Raw genomic sequence first — 16,408 nt, 5'->3', positions numbered from 1 at the left:
GTTCGCCTACGGCATAGGCCTCCCCCACGACGACAAACCGCTGCGCGACAAGCTCAACGACCTACTGCAGGCAGCCATCGACGACGGCACCTGGCAGGAGGTCTACGACCGCACACTGGGCCGCTCCGGCACACCCGCCCGACCGCCGACACTCGACCGGTACTGACTGCGGGGGTGGGTTACGCGGGCTTGCGGCGTCTGCCGGGTGCGGTGAAGTTTGACAGGGCGCGCAAGCCAGCTGAGGACTGGCGAGCCGCCCGGTGCGCGGGTCGCGCGGGTGCGCGGGTCGCGCGGTGCGCGAGGTGAGTGCGACGCGAGGTGCGCGGGCCTAGCCAAACCGGAGGTCCTGATCGGGGCGGAAGTCAGACCAGTGAGCCGAATCTCGATGACGATGCCGCCGCGCCGATGATCGGACCGAACTGGCAAGCGAGTCAGGCCGAACCGGTGGAACCAGCCGAACGAGGCAGGTCGACGGCAACCGAACCAAGACGGAACCGGCGGCCGAAACCGAAACCACCCGTCCACCAACCCAACCCGAACCCGCCCACGAAACCGGAACCCACCGGTCCAACCCGAGCGTGCCCCCACCCGCCCGGCCCGGGCCAAACCTCAGACCGACCGGAGACAGGTCACTTCACGCCAGCAGCGTCCATCCCCCGCAGCTCCTTCTTCAGGTCCGCGATCTCGTCGCGCAGCCGGCCCGCCAGCTCGAACTGCAGGTCCCGGGCGGCGTTCATCATCTGGTCCGTCAACTGCTGAACGAGGTCCGCCAGCTCCGAGCGGGCCATCGACCCGACGTTCTCCTTCACGTACACCCCCGACGACCGGCCGCCCGGCTCGCCCGCGGCGCGGCGGCCACGGGAGGCGTTGCGGCCCGAGCCGCCGATCGGGACGGACTCGGCGTCGGAATCCTCTGCCTCGTGGTAGACGCGGTCCAGGATGTCGGCGATCTTCTTGCGTAGGGGCTGGGGATCCAGGCCCCGCTCCTCGTTGTACGCGATCTGCTTGGCGCGCCTGCGGTTGGTCTCGTCGATGGCGTGCTTCATCGAGTCGGTGATCTTGTCCGCGTACATGTGGACCTGGCCCGACACGTTACGAGCGGCGCGGCCGATCGTCTGGATGAGGCTGGTGCCGGACCGGAGGAAGCCCTCCTTGTCGGCGTCGAGAATGGACACCAGCGACACCTCGGGCAGGTCCAGGCCCTCGCGCAGCAGGTTGATGCCCACGAGCACGTCGAACTCGCCCAGCCGCAGCTGGCGCAGCAGCTCGACCCGGCGGAGGGTGTCGACCTCGGAGTGCAGGTAGCGCACCCGGACACCCAACTCGAGCAGGTAGTCGGTGAGGTCCTCGGACATCTTCTTGGTGAGCGTGGTGACCAGGACCCGCTCGTCGCGCTCGGCGCGGATCCTGATCTCGTGCACGAGATCGTCGATCTGGCCCTCGGTGGGCTTGACGATGACCTCGGGGTCGATGAGACCGGTGGGCCGGATGACCTGCTCGACGAACTCGCCGCCGGTCTGGCCCATCTCGTACGGGCCCGGGGTGGCCGACAGGTACACCGTCTGGCCGATGCGGTCCTGGAACTCCTCCCAGGTGAGCGGCCTGTTGTCCATGGCGCTGGGCAACCGGAAGCCGTGCTCGACGAGCGTGCGCTTGCGCGACATGTCGCCCTCGTACATGCCGCCGACCTGCGGCACGGTGACGTGGGACTCGTCGATGACCAGCAGGAAGTCCTCGGGGAAGTAGTCGAGCAGCGTGGCCGGCGCGGTGCCGGGCCCGCGGTGGTCGATGTGCCGCGAGTAGTTCTCGATGCCGGAGCAGAACCCGACCTGGCGCATCATCTCGATGTCGTACGCCGTACGCATGCGCAGCCGCTGGGCCTCCAGCAGCTTGCCCTGCTTCTCCATGGTGGCGAGCTGCTGCTCGAGCTCGGCCTCGATGTTGTGGATGGCGCGCTCCATCCGCTCCGGCCCCGCCACGTAGTGCGTGGCCGGCGAGATGCGCATCGTCTCGACCTGCTTGATGATGTCGCCGGTGAGCGGGTGGAGGTAGTAGAGCGCCTCGATCTCGTCGCCGAAGAACTCGATCCGTACGGCCAGCTCCTCGTAGGCCGGGATGATCTCGACGGTGTCGCCGCGCACCCGGAACGTGCCGCGGCTGAACGCCACGTCGTTGCGGGTGTACTGGGTGTCGACCAGCGCGCGCAGCAACACGTCGCGCTCGACCTCCTGGCCGACCTCGAGCGCGATGGTGCGGTCGAGGTACTCCTGCGGGCTGCCCAGGCCGTAGATGCAGGACACCGACGCGACCACGATGACGTCGCGGCGGGCCAGCAGGCTCCACGTGGAGGAGTGCCGCAGCCGCTCGACGTCCTCGTTGACCGACGAGTCCTTCTCGATGTAGGTGTCGGTCTGCGGGACGTACGCCTCGGGCTGGTAGTAGTCGTAGTAGCTGACGAAGTACTCGACCGCGTTCTGCGGGAAGAACTCGCGCAGCTCGTTGGCCAGCTGGGCGGCGAGCGTCTTGTTGGGCGCGATGAGCAGAGTGGGGCGCTGTAACCGCTCGATGAGCCAGGCGGTGGTGGCCGACTTGCCGGTGCCCGTGGCGCCCAGCAGCACCACGTCCTTCTCGCCGGCCTCGAGCCGCCGCTCGAGCTGTTCGATGGCCGCGGGCTGGTCGCCCGCGGGCTGGTAGTCACTGACCATGCGGAACCTGCCCTCGGTGCGCGGGATGTCACCGATGGGCCGGAACTGGGAGTTCGCCGTCACCATTGCCACGAAAAAAAGGTTACGCCCGCCCACCGACAAAAACGGTTTGCCCAGGTCAGCAGCAGTCGCAGCCGCAACAGTCGCAGTCACAGTCGCAGCCACCGCCCTTGCCGCCGCCGCAGTTCGGCCCGCAGTCGCAGTCGTCGCACGTCTCGTTCGGCTTGCCGGACCACGGGCCCGGGAACGGGTTGCGGCAGCACATCTGGCAGGTGCAGCACTGGTACAGCGCCACGCCACAGCCGAGCACCACGTTGCGCGGGCGCGGCGGCACCCGGAACCGCGGGACCCAGCACCCGCCGCCGTCGCCCTCCTCGACGTCGCGGCGGGACCGGTGCGCGAACGCCCGGATGACCGCCTGCTCCAGTTCGTGCACGAGCAGCGCGTGCACCAGCGCGCCGTCCCGGAACGTGCACTCGCGCAGGGCGAGGCGGACGCCCAGCACCGCGTCGTCGCAGAGCCGGCGGGCCTCGGCGAGCGACGTGCCGGTGGCGGTGAGCGGGTTCCACGCGCCCCGCGCGAGGTCGTCGTCGAGGTCCTCGACCGCGTCGACCAGGTGCACGACGCGGCCGAAGAGCCGGCCGACCTCGCGCAGCGGCTCGACGTTCGCCGGCCGCCCGGCGAGCACGGCGGTGTGCGCGCACGCCGCCGCGGTGGCCGTCTCGGTGGGCTCGGTGACCGTGCGGAGCCCGCCGGGCCGCCTCTCGACCTCGGCCTGCCGGGCGACGGCGTCGAGCAGGACGGCCGTGTCGAAGCCGACCGCGACGCCGGTCGCGCCACCCTGCCTCGCCCAGCGGCCGGCCACCAGCCGCGCGGCGCCCGCCACCGGGCGGCGGCCGAACGCCCCGTCGCGGTCGTCGACGTGGTCGCGCACCTTGGCCGCGGCGAGCACGAGCGACGCGGCGGCGGCGAGCCTGGCGCCGTCGCCGACGGACACCTCGGCGGTCCGCATCCCGCGCAGCGGGCACGGCCCGGCGACCCGGCGCGGCTCGCCCGCGGACTGCGCGTCGACGAGCGCGGAGATGATCAGCCCGTCGTAGTTGGTGGCGGCGCGGGCGAGCTGGCCGTGCTCGTCGCGCAGGGTGAGGCAGAGCCCGCAGAGGTGCGCCCACCAGGCCGTACGCAACCGTGTCGACAGCCGGTGCCGGCACGGCCTGATGATCCCGAACACGAGCGGGAGGCTAACCGGTCGACATCCGCCGCGGCGGCGAAACGTGCGACGCTGCTGGGATGACCGACGTGCATCCGCCCAAGATCGAGCTGTTCGACGTCCCCCGGCTGACCAACACCGACCCCAAGGGGTTCGTGCGGGCGGTCGACAAGTACGAGACGACGGACTTCGGGCTCTACATGGCGCGGCCGCTCGACGGGCATCCGAACATCGCGTACTTCCGGTCGTGGCTCCTGCCGGCGCACGGGCTGCGGGTCGGCCGGTGGCTCGCGCATCCGGGCCAGACGCTCGACCACGACGTGTACATCGACGTGATCGACATCGAGCACGGACCGGTGTGGCGCACGGTCGACCTGTACCTCGACGTCCTCGTGCGCGACCGCCAGGACCTGCGCGTGCTGGACACCGACGAGATCCTCGCGGCGCGCTCGGCGGGCCTGCTCGACGACGGGACCGCGCAGCGCGCGTTCGAGCGGACCTTCGCCGCCGTGGAGGGGATCGCCGCGGCGGGCTACGACGTCGACGGGTGGCTCGCGACGCTCGGCGTGCACCTCACGTGGTCGCCGCGCCCGTGACCGCGCAACCCGGCCTGACCTGGAACAACAACTGACCGCAGCGAGTCAATAGCTGTCCGTCCATCGAGGGATAGATTCCCCAGATCGATACCTGTCCGCTTACGAGTCGTGACATAACGAATCGAACCCGGACATCACCGACCGCATGCTGACGACTACGCTCTGGACGCGTGGGCACGACGATCACCCCTCAGCTCGTCGACATCGTCGACACCTTCACGGCGTCACGAAGCTACCTCTCCTCCGGCACCAACAGGCGCCTGCGGACCTGCCAGGTCGAGCGCTGGGGGCTGCGCACCGAGTGCCCAACCCCCGAGGATCCCTTCCACGACGCCGAGGTCACCTGGCTCCTCCCCGAGCTGAACCTCCGCCTCACCCACCAGCGCCCGCGCTCCCGCCATGCCAAGGTCGGGCCCAGCGTGCTGACCGCGGTCCGGGCCTCGAGCGACGGCCGGTACTGGAAGACCACCGACCTCCTGCTCGGGCTCGCCGCGCCCGGCGGGACCACCGCGCGGATCGTCCGCTGCGAGGAGTTCGCCGCCGCGGTGGCCGGGCGGGTGCTGCTCGGCGGCGACGCCGACCTCGCCCTCTGCACGGTGCACAAGACCCTCGAGGAGCTCAGCCGCTTCCGGCACGACCTCAGCGCCTGGCTGGCCTACAAGCACATCTTCGACGTCTGGCCGCCGTACTGAGGCCAAACCGGGAAGGCTGAGTCGGGGGTCCACCGATCGGTTGATGGACCCACCCACCCGAGCCCCACCGAACGCTGGCCGGCCGGACGATCCGCGCGGGCGCCTCCCGCGGGCACGCTTCTCGCATGGCAATCATCGAGGTGAACGGGCTCGTCAAGCGCTACGGCGAGCACACCGTGGTCGACGGCGTCTCCTTCGCGGTCGAGCCCGGTGAGATCTTCGGCATCCTCGGCCCCAACGGCGCCGGGAAGACCACCACCGTCGAGTGCATCGAGGGGTTGCGCTCGCCGGACGGCGGCACGATCGAGATCTGCGGCATCGACCCACAGCACGACACCGGCGAGCTCAAGCAGCGCCTCGGCGCGCAGCTGCAGCAGAGCGAGCTGCCCGACAAGCTCAAGGTCCGCGAGGCGATGGAGCTCTACAGCTCCTTCTACCGCAACCCCGCCGACTGGCGGCAGCTGCTCGAGGTCCTCGGGCTCACCGACAAGATGGACGCCCAGTTCCGCCGCCTGTCCGGTGGCCAGAAGCAGCGGCTGTCGATCGCGCTCGCGCTGCTCGGCACGCCCGAGGTTGCCGTCCTGGACGAGCTGACCACCGGGCTCGACCCGGCCGCCCGGCGGGACGCGTGGGAGCTCATCGAGGACATCCGCAACCGGGGCGTGACGATCCTGCTGGTCACCCACTTCATGGAGGAGGCCGAGCGGCTCTGCGACCGGCTCGCGGTGATCGACGCCGGCAAGGTGGTCGCGATCGACAGCCCGGCCGGCCTGGTGTCCACAGTGGACGACACGCAGCGGGTGCGGTTCCGGCCCTCCGCGCCCATCGACCACGCGCTGCTGACCTCGCTGCTCGAGGTTTCCTCGGTGGAGCGCAGCGGCAGCCAGCTCGTCGTGACCGGCACCGGCAACCTGCTGCACGCGGTCACCTCCGTGCTCGCCCGCAACCAGGTCGTCGCCGCGGACCTGCGGGTCGAGCAGACCACGCTGGACGACGCGTTCGTCGCCCTCACCGGCCGCAAGATCGACAACTGAGGAGCCCCCGTGCACACCCTGTCCCGACTCACGATCACCGAGTCCAAGCTGTTCCTGCGCGATCCGACGACCGTGTTCTTCGTGCTCGCGTTCCCTCCTCTGCTGCTGATCGTGCTCGGCGCGGTGCCGTCGTTCCGCGAGCCGAGTCCCGAGTTCGGCGGCCTGCGGTTCATCGACCTCTACGCGCCGGTCGTCATCGCGATGGCACTCGCCATGCTGGCGCTCAACGGCCTCCCGCAGGCGTTCGCCACCTACCGGGAGAAGGGCATCCTGCGCCGGATGGCGACCACCCCGGTCCGCCCGTCCGTGCTGCTGGGTGCTCAGCTGCTGATGTGCACCGTCATGTCGGTGATCGTGATGGTGGTCGTCCTCGTGATCGGCCGGGTCGGGTTCGACGTGGCACTCCCGAAGCAGGTCCCGGCCTATGCCCTCGTGTACCTGCTGTGCGTGCTGTCGATGCTGACGATGGGCTTGCTGGTGGCCTCGCTCGCGCCGAGTGGGCGCGGTGCCGGCGCGATCGGCTCGGTGCTGTTCTTCCCGGTGCTGTTCTTCGCGGGCCTGTGGGTGCCACGCGCGGGGATGTCCGAGGTGCTGCGGCGGATCAGCGACTTCACCCCGCTGGGTGCCGGCGTGCAATCATTGCAGGACGCCGCCGCAGGTCACTGGCCGCAGTTGCTGCACGTGGCGGTCATGCTGGGCTGGACACTCCTGGCCGGTGGGCTGGCCGCCAGGTACTTCCGCTGGGAATAGGGGACGACGTGACCGAGGCGGAGCTGGCCGCTGAGTTCGACCGGTGGGAGCGCAAGGAGAACGCGCTCTTCCGCGTGTTCCCCTACTTCCTGCTGGGCGTCTCGACCCTGATCGCGATGCTCCAGCCGCTCTGGGGCATGGCACTGAACCGGCCGCTCGCGATCGGGCTCTCGATCCTGGCGCTCAGCTGGATAGCCTGGTTCTACACGCTGCACCCCGAGTGGCGCGGTCGCCGCGAGCTCATGGCCTACTACTTCGTCGGGTTCCTCGCGATCAACGGCTGCCTGATGTTCGTCTCGCCGTTCTACGGGATCCTGTCCTTCCTCGGCTACGCGCACGCGTTCGACTGCCTCAGCGGCCGGTGGCGCTACGCCGGCGTCGGGGCAACGGCCCTGCTCATGGCCACCTCGCAGATCGGCGGCCCGGCGACCATCACGCGGGAGACGTGGTGGGGGTGGGTCATCCTGGTGCTGTTCAACATGCTGGTGGCGGGCGCGTTCTCCTTCTTCGGCGAGATGACCCACGAGCGCAACCTCAAGCAGAAGCGGGCGCTGGTCGAGCTCGGCGAGGCCAACCGCAAGCTCGAGGCGGCGCTGGAGGAGAACGCGGGGCTGCACGCCCAGCTCCTGGTGCAGGCGCGGGAGGCGGGCGTGCTCGACGAGCGGCAGCGGATGGCCCGGGAGATCCACGACACGCTGGCCCAGGGCCTCGCCGGGATCATCACCCAGCTGCAGGCCGCCGAGCAGGCCCGCGACCGCCCCGCGGTGTGGCAGCGGCACGTGGACACCGCGTCGACGCTCGCCCGCGACAGCCTCGCCGAGGCACGCCGCACCGTGCACGCGGTCGAGCCCGCCGCGCTCGAGGAGGCCAGGCTGCCCGAGGCGATCGGCGAGGTGACCAAGCAGTGGTCGGCGGTCAACAACGTCGCCGCGGTGCTCACCACCACCGGCGACGCGCGGCCGATGCACCCGGACGTCGAGGTGACGCTGCTGCGCACCGCGCAGGAGGCGCTGGCCAACGTGGCCAAGCACGCCCGGGCCAGCCGGGTGGGTCTCACGCTGTCCTACATGGAGGATCTGGTGACGCTCGACGTGCGGGACGACGGGGTCGGCTTCGCGCCGAACGTCAAGCGCGCCAACGGTTCCACGAACGGCGGCTTCGGCCTCACCGGCATGCGCCAGCGGGTGCAGCGGCTGGCCGGGCGGCTGGAGATCGAGTCGGAGCCGGGCGCCGGCACCGCGGTGTCCGCGACCGTGCCGGCCATCCCGGCGGGGGGTGTCGAGTGACCATCAGCCTGGTGATCGTCGACGACCACCCGGTGGTGCGCGACGGGCTGCGCGGCATGTTCACCGGCGACCCGCGGTTCGAGGTGCTCGGCGAGGCCGCCGACGGCGCGGAGGCGATCGCGGCCGGCGAGCGGCTCGAGCCGGACGTGATCCTGATGGACCTGCGGATGCCCGGCGTCGACGGCGTCACCGCCATCGCCGAGCTGGCCAAGCGGGGCGTGCCGTCCCGGGTGCTGGTGCTCACCACCTACGACACCGACAGCGACGTCCTGCCCGCGATCGAGGCCGGCGCCACCGGCTACCTGCTCAAGGACGCGCCGCGGGACGAGCTGTTCCGTGCCGTCGAGGCGGCGGCACGCGGGCAGGCGGTGCTCTCCCCCGCGGTCGCCACCCGGCTCATGGGGCAGATGCGCCAGCCCGCGTCGGAGCCGCTGTCGCAGCGGGAGCTGGAGGTGCTGGGGCTGATCGCGCGCGGGTCGACCAACCGGGAGGCGGCCGCGCAGCTGTTCATCAGCGAGGCCACGGTGAAGACGCACCTGCTGCACGTGTACGCCAAGCTCGGCGTCAACGACCGGGCCGCGGCGGTGGCGACGGCGTTCGAGCGGGGCTATCTGAGTTTTCGCACTCCAGGATAAATTCGCTCCCGTCGGCGGCAACTCCGCATTCACGTGCCTTTCGCGGCCCGCCCGCCGCAGGTGCGGCGCGTCGATCCACGCCGCGAACCGTCCGATTTCCGCAGGCTATCGACGTGCTGGCGGGACTCTGTTGATCGCGTATACGTTGGGTGATGTGCCGGCAAACGCCATCGTCGACCGCTTCCGGCGGCCACTGCGGAACCTGCGGATCTCCGTCACCGACAGGTGCAACCTTCGGTGCCGGTACTGCATGCCCGAGGCCGAGTACGTGTGGCTGCCCCGGCGGGACCTGCTGACGTTCGAGGAGATCTCGACGCTCACCGACGTGTTCGTCTCGCTCGGCGTCGACAAGGTCCGGGTCACCGGCGGCGAGCCGCTGCTGCGCCGCGATCTGCCGGACCTCGTCGGGATGCTGGCCGGCAAGGGGCTGCGCGACCTCGCGATGACCACCAACGGCGTGCTGCTCGCGGACAACGTCGAGGCACTGCGTGCGGCCGGTCTGGGGCGGGTGACGGTCAGCCTGGACACGATGCGGGCCGAGCGGTCCAAGACACTCTCGCAGCGCAGCACGCACTCGTCGGTGCTCGCCGGGCTGGCCTCGATCGCGCCGGCCGGGTTCACCGGCACCAAGATCGACACGGTGGCCATGCGCGGCGTCAACGACGACGAGCTGGTCGACCTCATCGAGTTCGGCCGGACGGTGCCGGCGGAGGTCCGCTTCATCGAGTACATGGACGTCGGCGGCGCCACCACGTGGTCGCCGGACCTGGTGCTGTCCCGCGCCGACATGCTGGCCCGGCTCGGTGAGCACTACGGCACGATCACCCCGCTGCGCAACACCGACGCCGCCCCCGCCGACCGGTTCGAGCTGCCGGACGGGACCACGTTCGGCATCGTCTCGTCCACCACTCAGCCGTTCTGCGCCACGTGCGACCGCAGCCGGCTCACCGCGGACGGCATGTGGTTCCGCTGCCTCTACGCCGTCGAGGGCACCAACCTGCGCGACCCGCTGCGCGACGGCGCGTCGTTCGAGGAGATGCGGTCGCTGATCACCGGCAAGTGGGAGGCGCGCGAGGACCGTGGGGCCGTCGAGCGGCTCGCCGAGCGCGACCGGATGCCGTTCATCCCGCTGGCCACGCTGAAGTCGAACCCGCACCTGGAGATGCACACCCGGGGCGGCTGAGCTACGGCGTCCAGCCGGTGCCGCGGGCCCACTCCTCCGCGCGGACCGCGACCTGGTCGAACCAGGGCTCCTTGGCCTCGGCGTAGTTCTCGGCATCGTCGTCGGCCGCGTAGCGCTCCGACAGCTCCTGCTTGAGTGCCCTGTACTCCGCGTGCGCGTTCTCGTCGGCACGCAGCCAGTCCCGCATCAGCAGGGCCAGCCGCCAGCCGGGGCTGCCCTCCACCCGGACGTGCAGGTTCGCGAGCCGGCCGGGGTCGGCGGACATGTGGAACCGCTTGTGCCACTGTGCCTGGTCGGGCGGGTAGGCCTTGGGGTTGTCCCGGTCGACGTGCGGCAGGCGCGGGAAGCCGGCGGCGGCGAGGGGCTCGGCGAGCGCGTCGGCCTCGGCCAGCGAGGCGACGGTGAGCTGGAGGTCGAGCACGTCCTTGGCCGGCATGCCGGGGATGGCCGTGGAGCCGATGTGGTCGACGCGCTGGTCGAGGTTGCCGACCGCCAGCCGGATGCGGGCGACCAGGCGCTGGGCCTGGACGGGCCAGGTCGGGTCGGGCGGGGCCAGGCGGGGGCCGCCGTAGCGGTTGACGTTGCCCAGCCGGATGTTGGCCTCGTAGCGCACCAGCCGGTCGGCCCACAGGGCGTCGACGTCGGCGAGGACCTGGTCGACGGTTCCGCCGTTGTCGAGCCACACGTCGGCGGCCGCGCGGCGGGCGGCCTCGTCGGCCTGGGCGGCGATCCGCGCGCGGGCGTCCTGCTCGGCCATGCCGCGGTCGCGGACCACGCGCCGCACCCGGGTCTCGAGGGGCGCGTCGACGACGATGACGAGGTGGTAGGCGGGCGCGAGGTTGTTCTCGACGAGCAGGGGGACGTCGTGGACGACGACGGCGTCCTGGGCCGCGCCGGACATGAGCTCGGCGGTGCGGGCACCGATCTTGGGGTGGACGATGCCGTTGAGCCGTTTCCTGGCGTCCTCGTCGACGAAGACCTTGGCCGCGAGCCCGGCCCGGTCGAGCGTGCCGGCCGGGGTCAGGACGTCGGGCCCGAACGCCTCGGCGATCTCCGCGAGGCCCGGGGTGCCCGGCTCGACGACCTCCCGCGCGATCTTGTCGGCGTCGATGACGACCGCGCCGTGCTCGGCGAGCCGACCGGCCACAGTGGATTTTCCGGAGCCGATCCCGCCGGTCAGGCCTACACGCAGCATGCCGGCATTCTGGCAGCCTGCTGAGGGTGGGTGATCAACCCCCTTCGTAGCCGATCCGTTACTCGATCGGCTCAGACACGCCCCGCGGATGCCGTGATTTGGTGACGTGATCGCCTACGGTTGCCGCCAAGCTGTCACCCACACGGAGGAATTTCGATGCGACGACGCGGCACACAGCCTGGTCGGCACCGGCTCGGGGCTCCTGGGTTGGTGCATTGCCTGCGGTATCACGCCGTCGCTGTCGCGCTTGAGGAGTATCGGCGGACCCGGTGGTCCACTGCGCTGGTGCCTGCTCGGCACAGTTTGGCCGGGTTGCGGCGGCGGGCCGCTGCCGCGGCTGTCGAGCGGGCTTGGGCACCTGTCGTCGGGCGCGTCCCGGCGGTCTCCGTCTCGCGAATCGCCGCGTGACTCCCGCTTCGTGGTCTCGGTGGTCAGCCCGGGGTCAGGGCTGTGTCTGCTAGCTGGCCCAGCATCGCGCCTGCCCTGTCCTCTCGGACCAGGTTGGGCTGCACGGTGATCACGACCGTCGTACTGCCTCGCACTGCTACCAGCATCCAGGTCTTGCCTCGCAGCAGCACGCCTCTGTCCGGGCCGACCGGGACGTCGCTCACCCTCGCACCCGACGCGCGTTCGTCGTCGACGGTGTTGGACAGGCGGCGTTGGGCCCAGTGGGCGTCCGTGTACGTCGCCAGGGCTATCCAGACGGTCGCCGTTGTGCGCGGCTTTCCTCTGGGGACGCCGTAGTAGCAGTCCAGTCTTGCCGTGCGGCCGATGTTCTCCTGGGGGACGCCGACCACCGGGTGCGGGTCGCCCGTGACGAGGGTGCCGAGGATCGTGCCGATCTCCTCCAACGTCGCCACCTCGGCGCACGTCTTCGGGACCGCGCGGCCCTCCAGGCTGCCTGGCGGCGCCGGCGTGCTGAACAGCGGCACCTCGGGATCGGTCATCGGCTCGGTCGCGCCGGCGCAGGCGGACACCAGAACCGCCACCGCAACCAGAACCAGCGCGCGCACCGGTTCACGGTAAGCGAAAACGAGGGCCCCGCCGGTAACGACGGGGCCCTCGAATCGGTCTCAGGAAGCTCAGACGCCGCCGGAGAGCTTCTCGCGCAGTGCCGCGAGCTGCTCGTCGCTGGCGAGAGTGCCGCCGCTCTTCTTCTGCGCCTCACCACCGCCACCGGACGAGGAGTAGGCACCCTCGCCGGTCGTCTCGCCTGCCTCGGCAACACCCTCGGTCTCGGCGGCAGCCTCGGCCTCGGCCGCCTTGACGACCTGCTTCATGTGCTGCTCGTAGCGAGTGTGGGCCTCGGCGTACTGGCGCTCCCACTCCTCCCGCTGCGTGTCGAACCCTTCCTGCCACTCCTGGGTGTCGGGGTCGAAGCCTTCGGGGTAGATGTAGTTGCCCTCGTTGTCGTACTCCGCCGCCATGCCGTACTGCGTCGGGTCGAACTCGGTGTCCGGCGTGACGCCCTCGTTGGCCTGCTTGAGCGAGAGCGAGATGCGCCGACGCTCGAGGTCGATGTCGATGACCTTGACCATGACGTCGTTGCCGACCTGCACGACCTGCTCCGGGATCTCCACGTGGCGCTCGGCCAGCTCGGAGATGTGGACCAGGCCCTCGATGCCCTCGTCCACCCGGACGAACGCACCGAACGGAACCAGCTTGGTGACCTTGCCCGGCACGATCTGACCAATGGCGTGGGTGCGGGCGAACTGGCGCCACGGGTCTTCCTGGGTGGCCTTCAGCGACAGGGACACGCGCTCGCGCTCCATGTCGACGTCGAGCACCTCGACGGTGACCTCCTGGCCCACCTCGACGACCTCGGACGGGTGGTCGATGTGCTTCCAGGACAGCTCGGAGACGTGCACCAGACCGTCGACGCCGCCCAGGTCCACGAACGCACCGAAGTTGACGATCGAGGACACGACACCCTTGCGGACCTGGCCGCGCTGCAGCTGGTTGAGGAACTCGCTGCGCACCTCGGACTGGGTCTGCTCGAGCCAGGCGCGGCGGGACAGAACGACGTTGTTGCGGTTCTTGTCCAGCTCGATGATCTTGGCCTCGAGCTCGCGGCCGACGTACGGCTGCAGGTCGCGCACCCGGCGCATCTCGACCAGGGACGCGGGCAGGAAGCCACGCAGCCCGATGTCGAGAATCAGACCACCCTTGACCACCTCGATGACCGTGCCCTTGACCGGCTCGTCGGACTCCTTGAGCGCCTCGATCGTGCCCCACGCGCGCTCGTACTGCGCACGCTTCTTGGACAGGATCAGCCGACCCTCTTTGTCCTCCTTCTGGAGAACGAGAGCCTCGACCTCGTCACCGACCTTGACGACCTCGTTCGGGTCGACGTCATGCTTGATCGACAACTCGCGCGAGGGAATGACACCCTCGGTCTTGTAGCCGATGTCGAGCAGGACCTCGTCCCGATCGACCTTGACGATGGTGCCCTCGACGATGTCACCATCGTTGAAGTACTTGATGGTCTTGTCGATGGCGGCGAGGAAATCCTCCCCCGTCCCGACGTCGTTAACGGCGACCTGCTGCTTCGGCGCGGTGTCAGCCGGGACAGTGGTGGTGTCGGTGGACATTGGCTAGGTGGCTCCGGTATGGATTAGTTGAGAGATGGGCAGGATTTGCAGTTGTCGGTGCGCGGCGGCATAGTTCGCCGACGGACCGAACGGGTGTGTACGACACCGCCAACGCCGCGCAACCGGATCTGATTCCCGCAAGATGAACAGACGGCAGCGCGAAACCACTGCGCAGCGGTATCCTACGCGGCCCCGCGACGGCCGGGCAAACCTGGGTGGGTCGTCCGCGCACGTGAGCAAAGGTGCGAAGCTGCTCGCGACGCCGCGCGTACGAGGGGGAACGCATGTCGACGCTGCCCACCGGTGATCCGGACGCCGGTCCGAATGTTACCGAGTCGCCGCCTGCGCGGGCCGCGGAACGGGTGCTCGGCACCGTCGGCAGCGAGCGCCGGGAGGCCACGTCGGCCGAGTCGGTCGCCGCGAACAGCGCGTGGTGGGACGCCGACGCCGACGACTACCACGTCGAGCACGGCGAGTTCCTCGGCGTGGCCGACTTCGTGTGGTGCCCGGAGCGGCTCCGGGAGGCCGACGCGCACCTGCTCGGCGACGTCGCCGGCCGGGACGTGCTCGAGGTCGGCTGCGGGTCCGCGCCGTGCGCCCGGTGGCTGTCCGCGCGGGGCGCGCGGGTCGTCGGGCTCGACCTGTCGGCCGGCATGCTGCGCTACGCGGCCGCGGCGGGCGAGGCCACCGGCATCGACGTGCCGCTCGTACGGGCCAACGCCGAGCGCCTGCCGTTCGCGACCGGCTCGTTCGACATCGCCTGCTCGGCGTTCGGCGCGGTGCCGTTCGTGGCCGACGTGGCCGCGGTGTTCCGCGAGGTGGCCCGGGTGCTGCGGCCGGGCGGCGCGTGGGTGTTCGCGGTGACCCATCCGATGCGGTGGATCTTCCCCGACGACCCCGGCCCGAACGGGTTGCACGTCACCGGCTCGTACTTCGATCGCACCCCGTACGTGGAGGTCGACGCCGAGGGCCGGGCCACCTACGTCGAGCACCACCGCACGCTGGGCGACTTCGTGCACGCGCTCACCGGCGCCGGGCTCACGCTGCTCGACCTCGTCGAGCCCACCTGGCCGGACGAGCTCACCGAGGAGTGGGGGCAGTGGAGCCCGCTGCGGGGCGCGCTGTTCCCCGGCACGGCGATCTTCCAGTGCCGGCGCGTGGCATGAGCGTCGCCGGCGCTCTGCTGCAGGCCCAGACCACCCGGTTCGAGCAGGTCGACCCGCTGCTGCCGGCCGCCGCCGCGCCGCCGGACGGGGACGTGCTCACCGCGGCGCTGCCCGACGGCGAGCGGGTGGCCGGGGTGCTCGTGCGCAACCGGTTCGAGGCCGGCACCGCGCCGACGCTGTGGTCCGCGCGCGAGGTGTGGGAACTGCACCCGCTGCTCGGCGCGACGGGCGGGGCGGGCATGGACGCGTTGCTGCGGGAGCTTCGCCGGGTGCTCGAGCGTGGCACGCACGGCACGGACTCGGCGTGCCTGGTCACCTGGCCGAGCCGGGACACGGAGGCGAGCAAGCCGTTGCTGGCGCACGGTTTCGCGCCGCTGTCGAGCCTGGCCGTGCGGCGGGACGGCGCGGTCCCGCACGCCACGGCCGACCCCACGATCCGGCTGGCGAGCGTGCGGGACCTGGACGTCGCGCTGGACCTGGAGCTGGCCGAGCTGGCCTACTCGGCGCTGGTCGGCGCCGCGGTGGACCGGCCGGACGCGCGGACGGTCAAGCGGGCGGCGCTGACCCGGCACCTGGACCAGGGCGACCCGGTGTGGCTCGCCGAGCGGGACGGGGTGCCGGTGGGCCTCGCGCACTGCCGGATCCTCGACGTCGGCCCCGGCACGGTCACCGCCACCCGGCTGCCGGCCGGCCGGTGGGGGTACGTGAACTGCGTGTCGGTGCGGCCCGAGGAGCGGGGCACCGGGGTGGGCACCCGGCTGATGGCCGTGGCGCACGGCGAGCTGGCGCGGCTGGGTGCGGCCGGCACGTTCCTGTACTACAACCCGCCCAACCCGCTGGCCTCGGTGTTCTGGCCCCGACAGGGCTACCGTCCACTGTGGACCATCTGGGAGGTCCGGCCGGCCGGCGCGCTGCGCTGACCCGGCCGGTCAGCGGCCTCGAGAGTTTGCCCGGGAACCTGGCGTTCGACTCGTGACTCTTGCACGGTAAGTAAGCCGGACAGGAGCGATCAGTGGCCAGTGGGGAATGGTTCGCGCAGCTGTACCAGGAGAGCTACCGCAGCCTGGTACTGACTGCCTACGCGCTGCTCAGGGACATCGGCGAGGGAGGGCGACGAGGAGCCGGCGCCCTTCGGTGAGCATCTCGACCTGCACGCGGCCCGGATCGGGTACCTGGCATGGCCGCCGGGCAAGCCGTGGGACGCGTTCCAGTTCTCCCGGGACGGGACCGGCTGGCGGGACCTGAAGATCAAGTAGCCGCGGTCAGCGGTGCACCGGGCGGAACTCTCCGACCTGGTGCACCGCCGGCGGTTTGCCGGCCAGGGCGCGGCGGACGCCGTCCAGCACGCCGGCCGAGATCTCCTGG

15 protein-coding genes and 1 pseudogene are annotated in these 16,408 nt (G+C 70.9%); 11 read left to right on the top strand and 5 right to left on the bottom strand.

The genetic code is table 11. From position 1 onward, the window contains the following. Nucleotides 1-166: pseudogene (locus tag VGD70_RS05735) on the top strand (ABC transporter substrate-binding protein); the annotation flags it as partial. 463 nt (nucleotides 167-629) lie between these two features. Here VGD70_RS05735 and uvrB read toward each other — a convergent pair. Further along, a complete protein-coding gene (gene uvrB / locus VGD70_RS05730; protein ID WP_331078844.1) occupies nucleotides 630-2,771 on the bottom strand; it encodes an excinuclease ABC subunit UvrB in 2,142 nt (713 codons plus the stop codon). A 52-nt stretch (nucleotides 2,772-2,823) separates the two neighbouring features. Next, nucleotides 2,824-3,936, bottom strand: coding sequence for a DUF5685 family protein (locus tag VGD70_RS05725; RefSeq protein ID WP_331078842.1), 1,113 nt, complete (start codon nucleotides 3,934-3,936; stop codon nucleotides 2,824-2,826). Between the two features lie 59 nt (nucleotides 3,937-3,995). On the opposite strand from VGD70_RS05725, the gene VGD70_RS05720 reads away from it, so the two are divergent. The 7 genes from VGD70_RS05720 to moaA all read left to right on the top strand — a co-directional run bounded on the left by VGD70_RS05720 (nucleotide 3,996) and on the right by moaA (nucleotide 10,091). Further along, nucleotides 3,996-4,511, top strand: a complete 516-nt coding sequence (locus tag VGD70_RS05720; RefSeq protein WP_331078840.1) for a DUF402 domain-containing protein — start codon at nucleotides 3,996-3,998, stop codon at nucleotides 4,509-4,511. Between the two features lie 170 nt (nucleotides 4,512-4,681). After that, nucleotides 4,682-5,203, top strand: a complete 522-nt coding sequence (locus tag VGD70_RS05715; RefSeq protein WP_331078839.1) for a hypothetical protein — start codon at nucleotides 4,682-4,684, stop codon at nucleotides 5,201-5,203. A 125-nt stretch (nucleotides 5,204-5,328) separates the two neighbouring features. Next, nucleotides 5,329-6,237, top strand: coding sequence for an ABC transporter ATP-binding protein (locus tag VGD70_RS05710; RefSeq protein ID WP_331078837.1), 909 nt, complete (start codon nucleotides 5,329-5,331; stop codon nucleotides 6,235-6,237). Nucleotides 6,238-6,246: 9 nt separating this feature from the next. Further along, the gene (locus VGD70_RS05705; RefSeq protein WP_331078835.1) at nucleotides 6,247-6,987 is read left to right on the top strand and encodes an ABC transporter permease; all 741 of its coding nucleotides are present in this window, start codon (nucleotides 6,247-6,249) and stop codon (nucleotides 6,985-6,987) included. Nucleotides 6,988-6,995: 8 nt separating this feature from the next. After that, entirely contained in the window at nucleotides 6,996-8,273 is a 1,278-nt protein-coding gene (locus VGD70_RS05700) for a sensor histidine kinase (protein ID WP_331078833.1), read from the top strand. After that, nucleotides 8,270-8,908 (top strand): response regulator transcription factor, encoded by a 639-nt coding sequence (locus VGD70_RS05695; RefSeq protein WP_331078831.1) that lies wholly within the window; start codon nucleotides 8,270-8,272, stop codon nucleotides 8,906-8,908. The genes VGD70_RS05700 and VGD70_RS05695 overlap by 4 nt, the downstream gene beginning before the upstream one ends. 154 nt (nucleotides 8,909-9,062) lie before the next feature. Then, nucleotides 9,063-10,091, top strand: coding sequence for a GTP 3',8-cyclase MoaA (gene moaA / locus VGD70_RS05690; protein WP_331078829.1), 1,029 nt, complete (start codon nucleotides 9,063-9,065; stop codon nucleotides 10,089-10,091). A 1-nt stretch (nucleotide 10,092) separates the two neighbouring features. Here the strand turns inward: moaA and coaE are convergent, their stop codons facing one another. Beyond that, the gene (gene coaE, locus VGD70_RS05685) at nucleotides 10,093-11,286 is read right to left on the bottom strand and encodes a dephospho-CoA kinase (RefSeq protein WP_331078827.1); all 1,194 of its coding nucleotides are present in this window, start codon (nucleotides 11,284-11,286) and stop codon (nucleotides 10,093-10,095) included. A gap of 156 nt (nucleotides 11,287-11,442) precedes the next feature. On the opposite strand from coaE, the gene VGD70_RS05680 reads away from it, so the two are divergent. Then, entirely contained in the window at nucleotides 11,443-11,694 is a 252-nt protein-coding gene (locus VGD70_RS05680; protein WP_331078825.1) for a hypothetical protein, read from the top strand. Between the two features lie 23 nt (nucleotides 11,695-11,717). On the opposite strand, the gene VGD70_RS05675 is transcribed toward VGD70_RS05680, so the two are convergent. Together VGD70_RS05675 and rpsA are read right to left on the bottom strand one after the other, a co-directional pair. After that, a complete protein-coding gene (locus tag VGD70_RS05675; protein ID WP_331078823.1) occupies nucleotides 11,718-12,299 on the bottom strand; it encodes a hypothetical protein in 582 nt (193 codons plus the stop codon). Between the two features lie 69 nt (nucleotides 12,300-12,368). Further along, nucleotides 12,369-13,877 (bottom strand): 30S ribosomal protein S1, encoded by a 1,509-nt coding sequence (rpsA, locus tag VGD70_RS05670; RefSeq protein ID WP_331078821.1) that lies wholly within the window; start codon nucleotides 13,875-13,877, stop codon nucleotides 12,369-12,371. A 284-nt stretch (nucleotides 13,878-14,161) separates the two neighbouring features. Between rpsA and VGD70_RS05665 the strand changes: the two genes are divergently transcribed. After that, a complete protein-coding gene (locus VGD70_RS05665) occupies nucleotides 14,162-15,043 on the top strand; it encodes a class I SAM-dependent methyltransferase (RefSeq protein WP_331078819.1) in 882 nt (293 codons plus the stop codon). Continuing rightward, nucleotides 15,040-15,963, top strand: coding sequence for a GNAT family N-acetyltransferase (locus VGD70_RS05660; RefSeq protein WP_331078817.1), 924 nt, complete (start codon nucleotides 15,040-15,042; stop codon nucleotides 15,961-15,963). Before VGD70_RS05665 ends, VGD70_RS05660 begins: the two co-directional genes overlap by 4 nt. Nucleotides 15,964-16,408 lie beyond the last annotated feature (445 nt).

This window comes from Actinophytocola sp. (assembly GCF_036402745.1).
GTDB lineage: Bacteria > Actinomycetota > Actinomycetes > Mycobacteriales > Pseudonocardiaceae > Actinophytocola.
The sequence above is the reverse complement of the archived record's forward strand: the minus strand, read 5'-3'. Positions and strand labels throughout refer to the sequence as shown.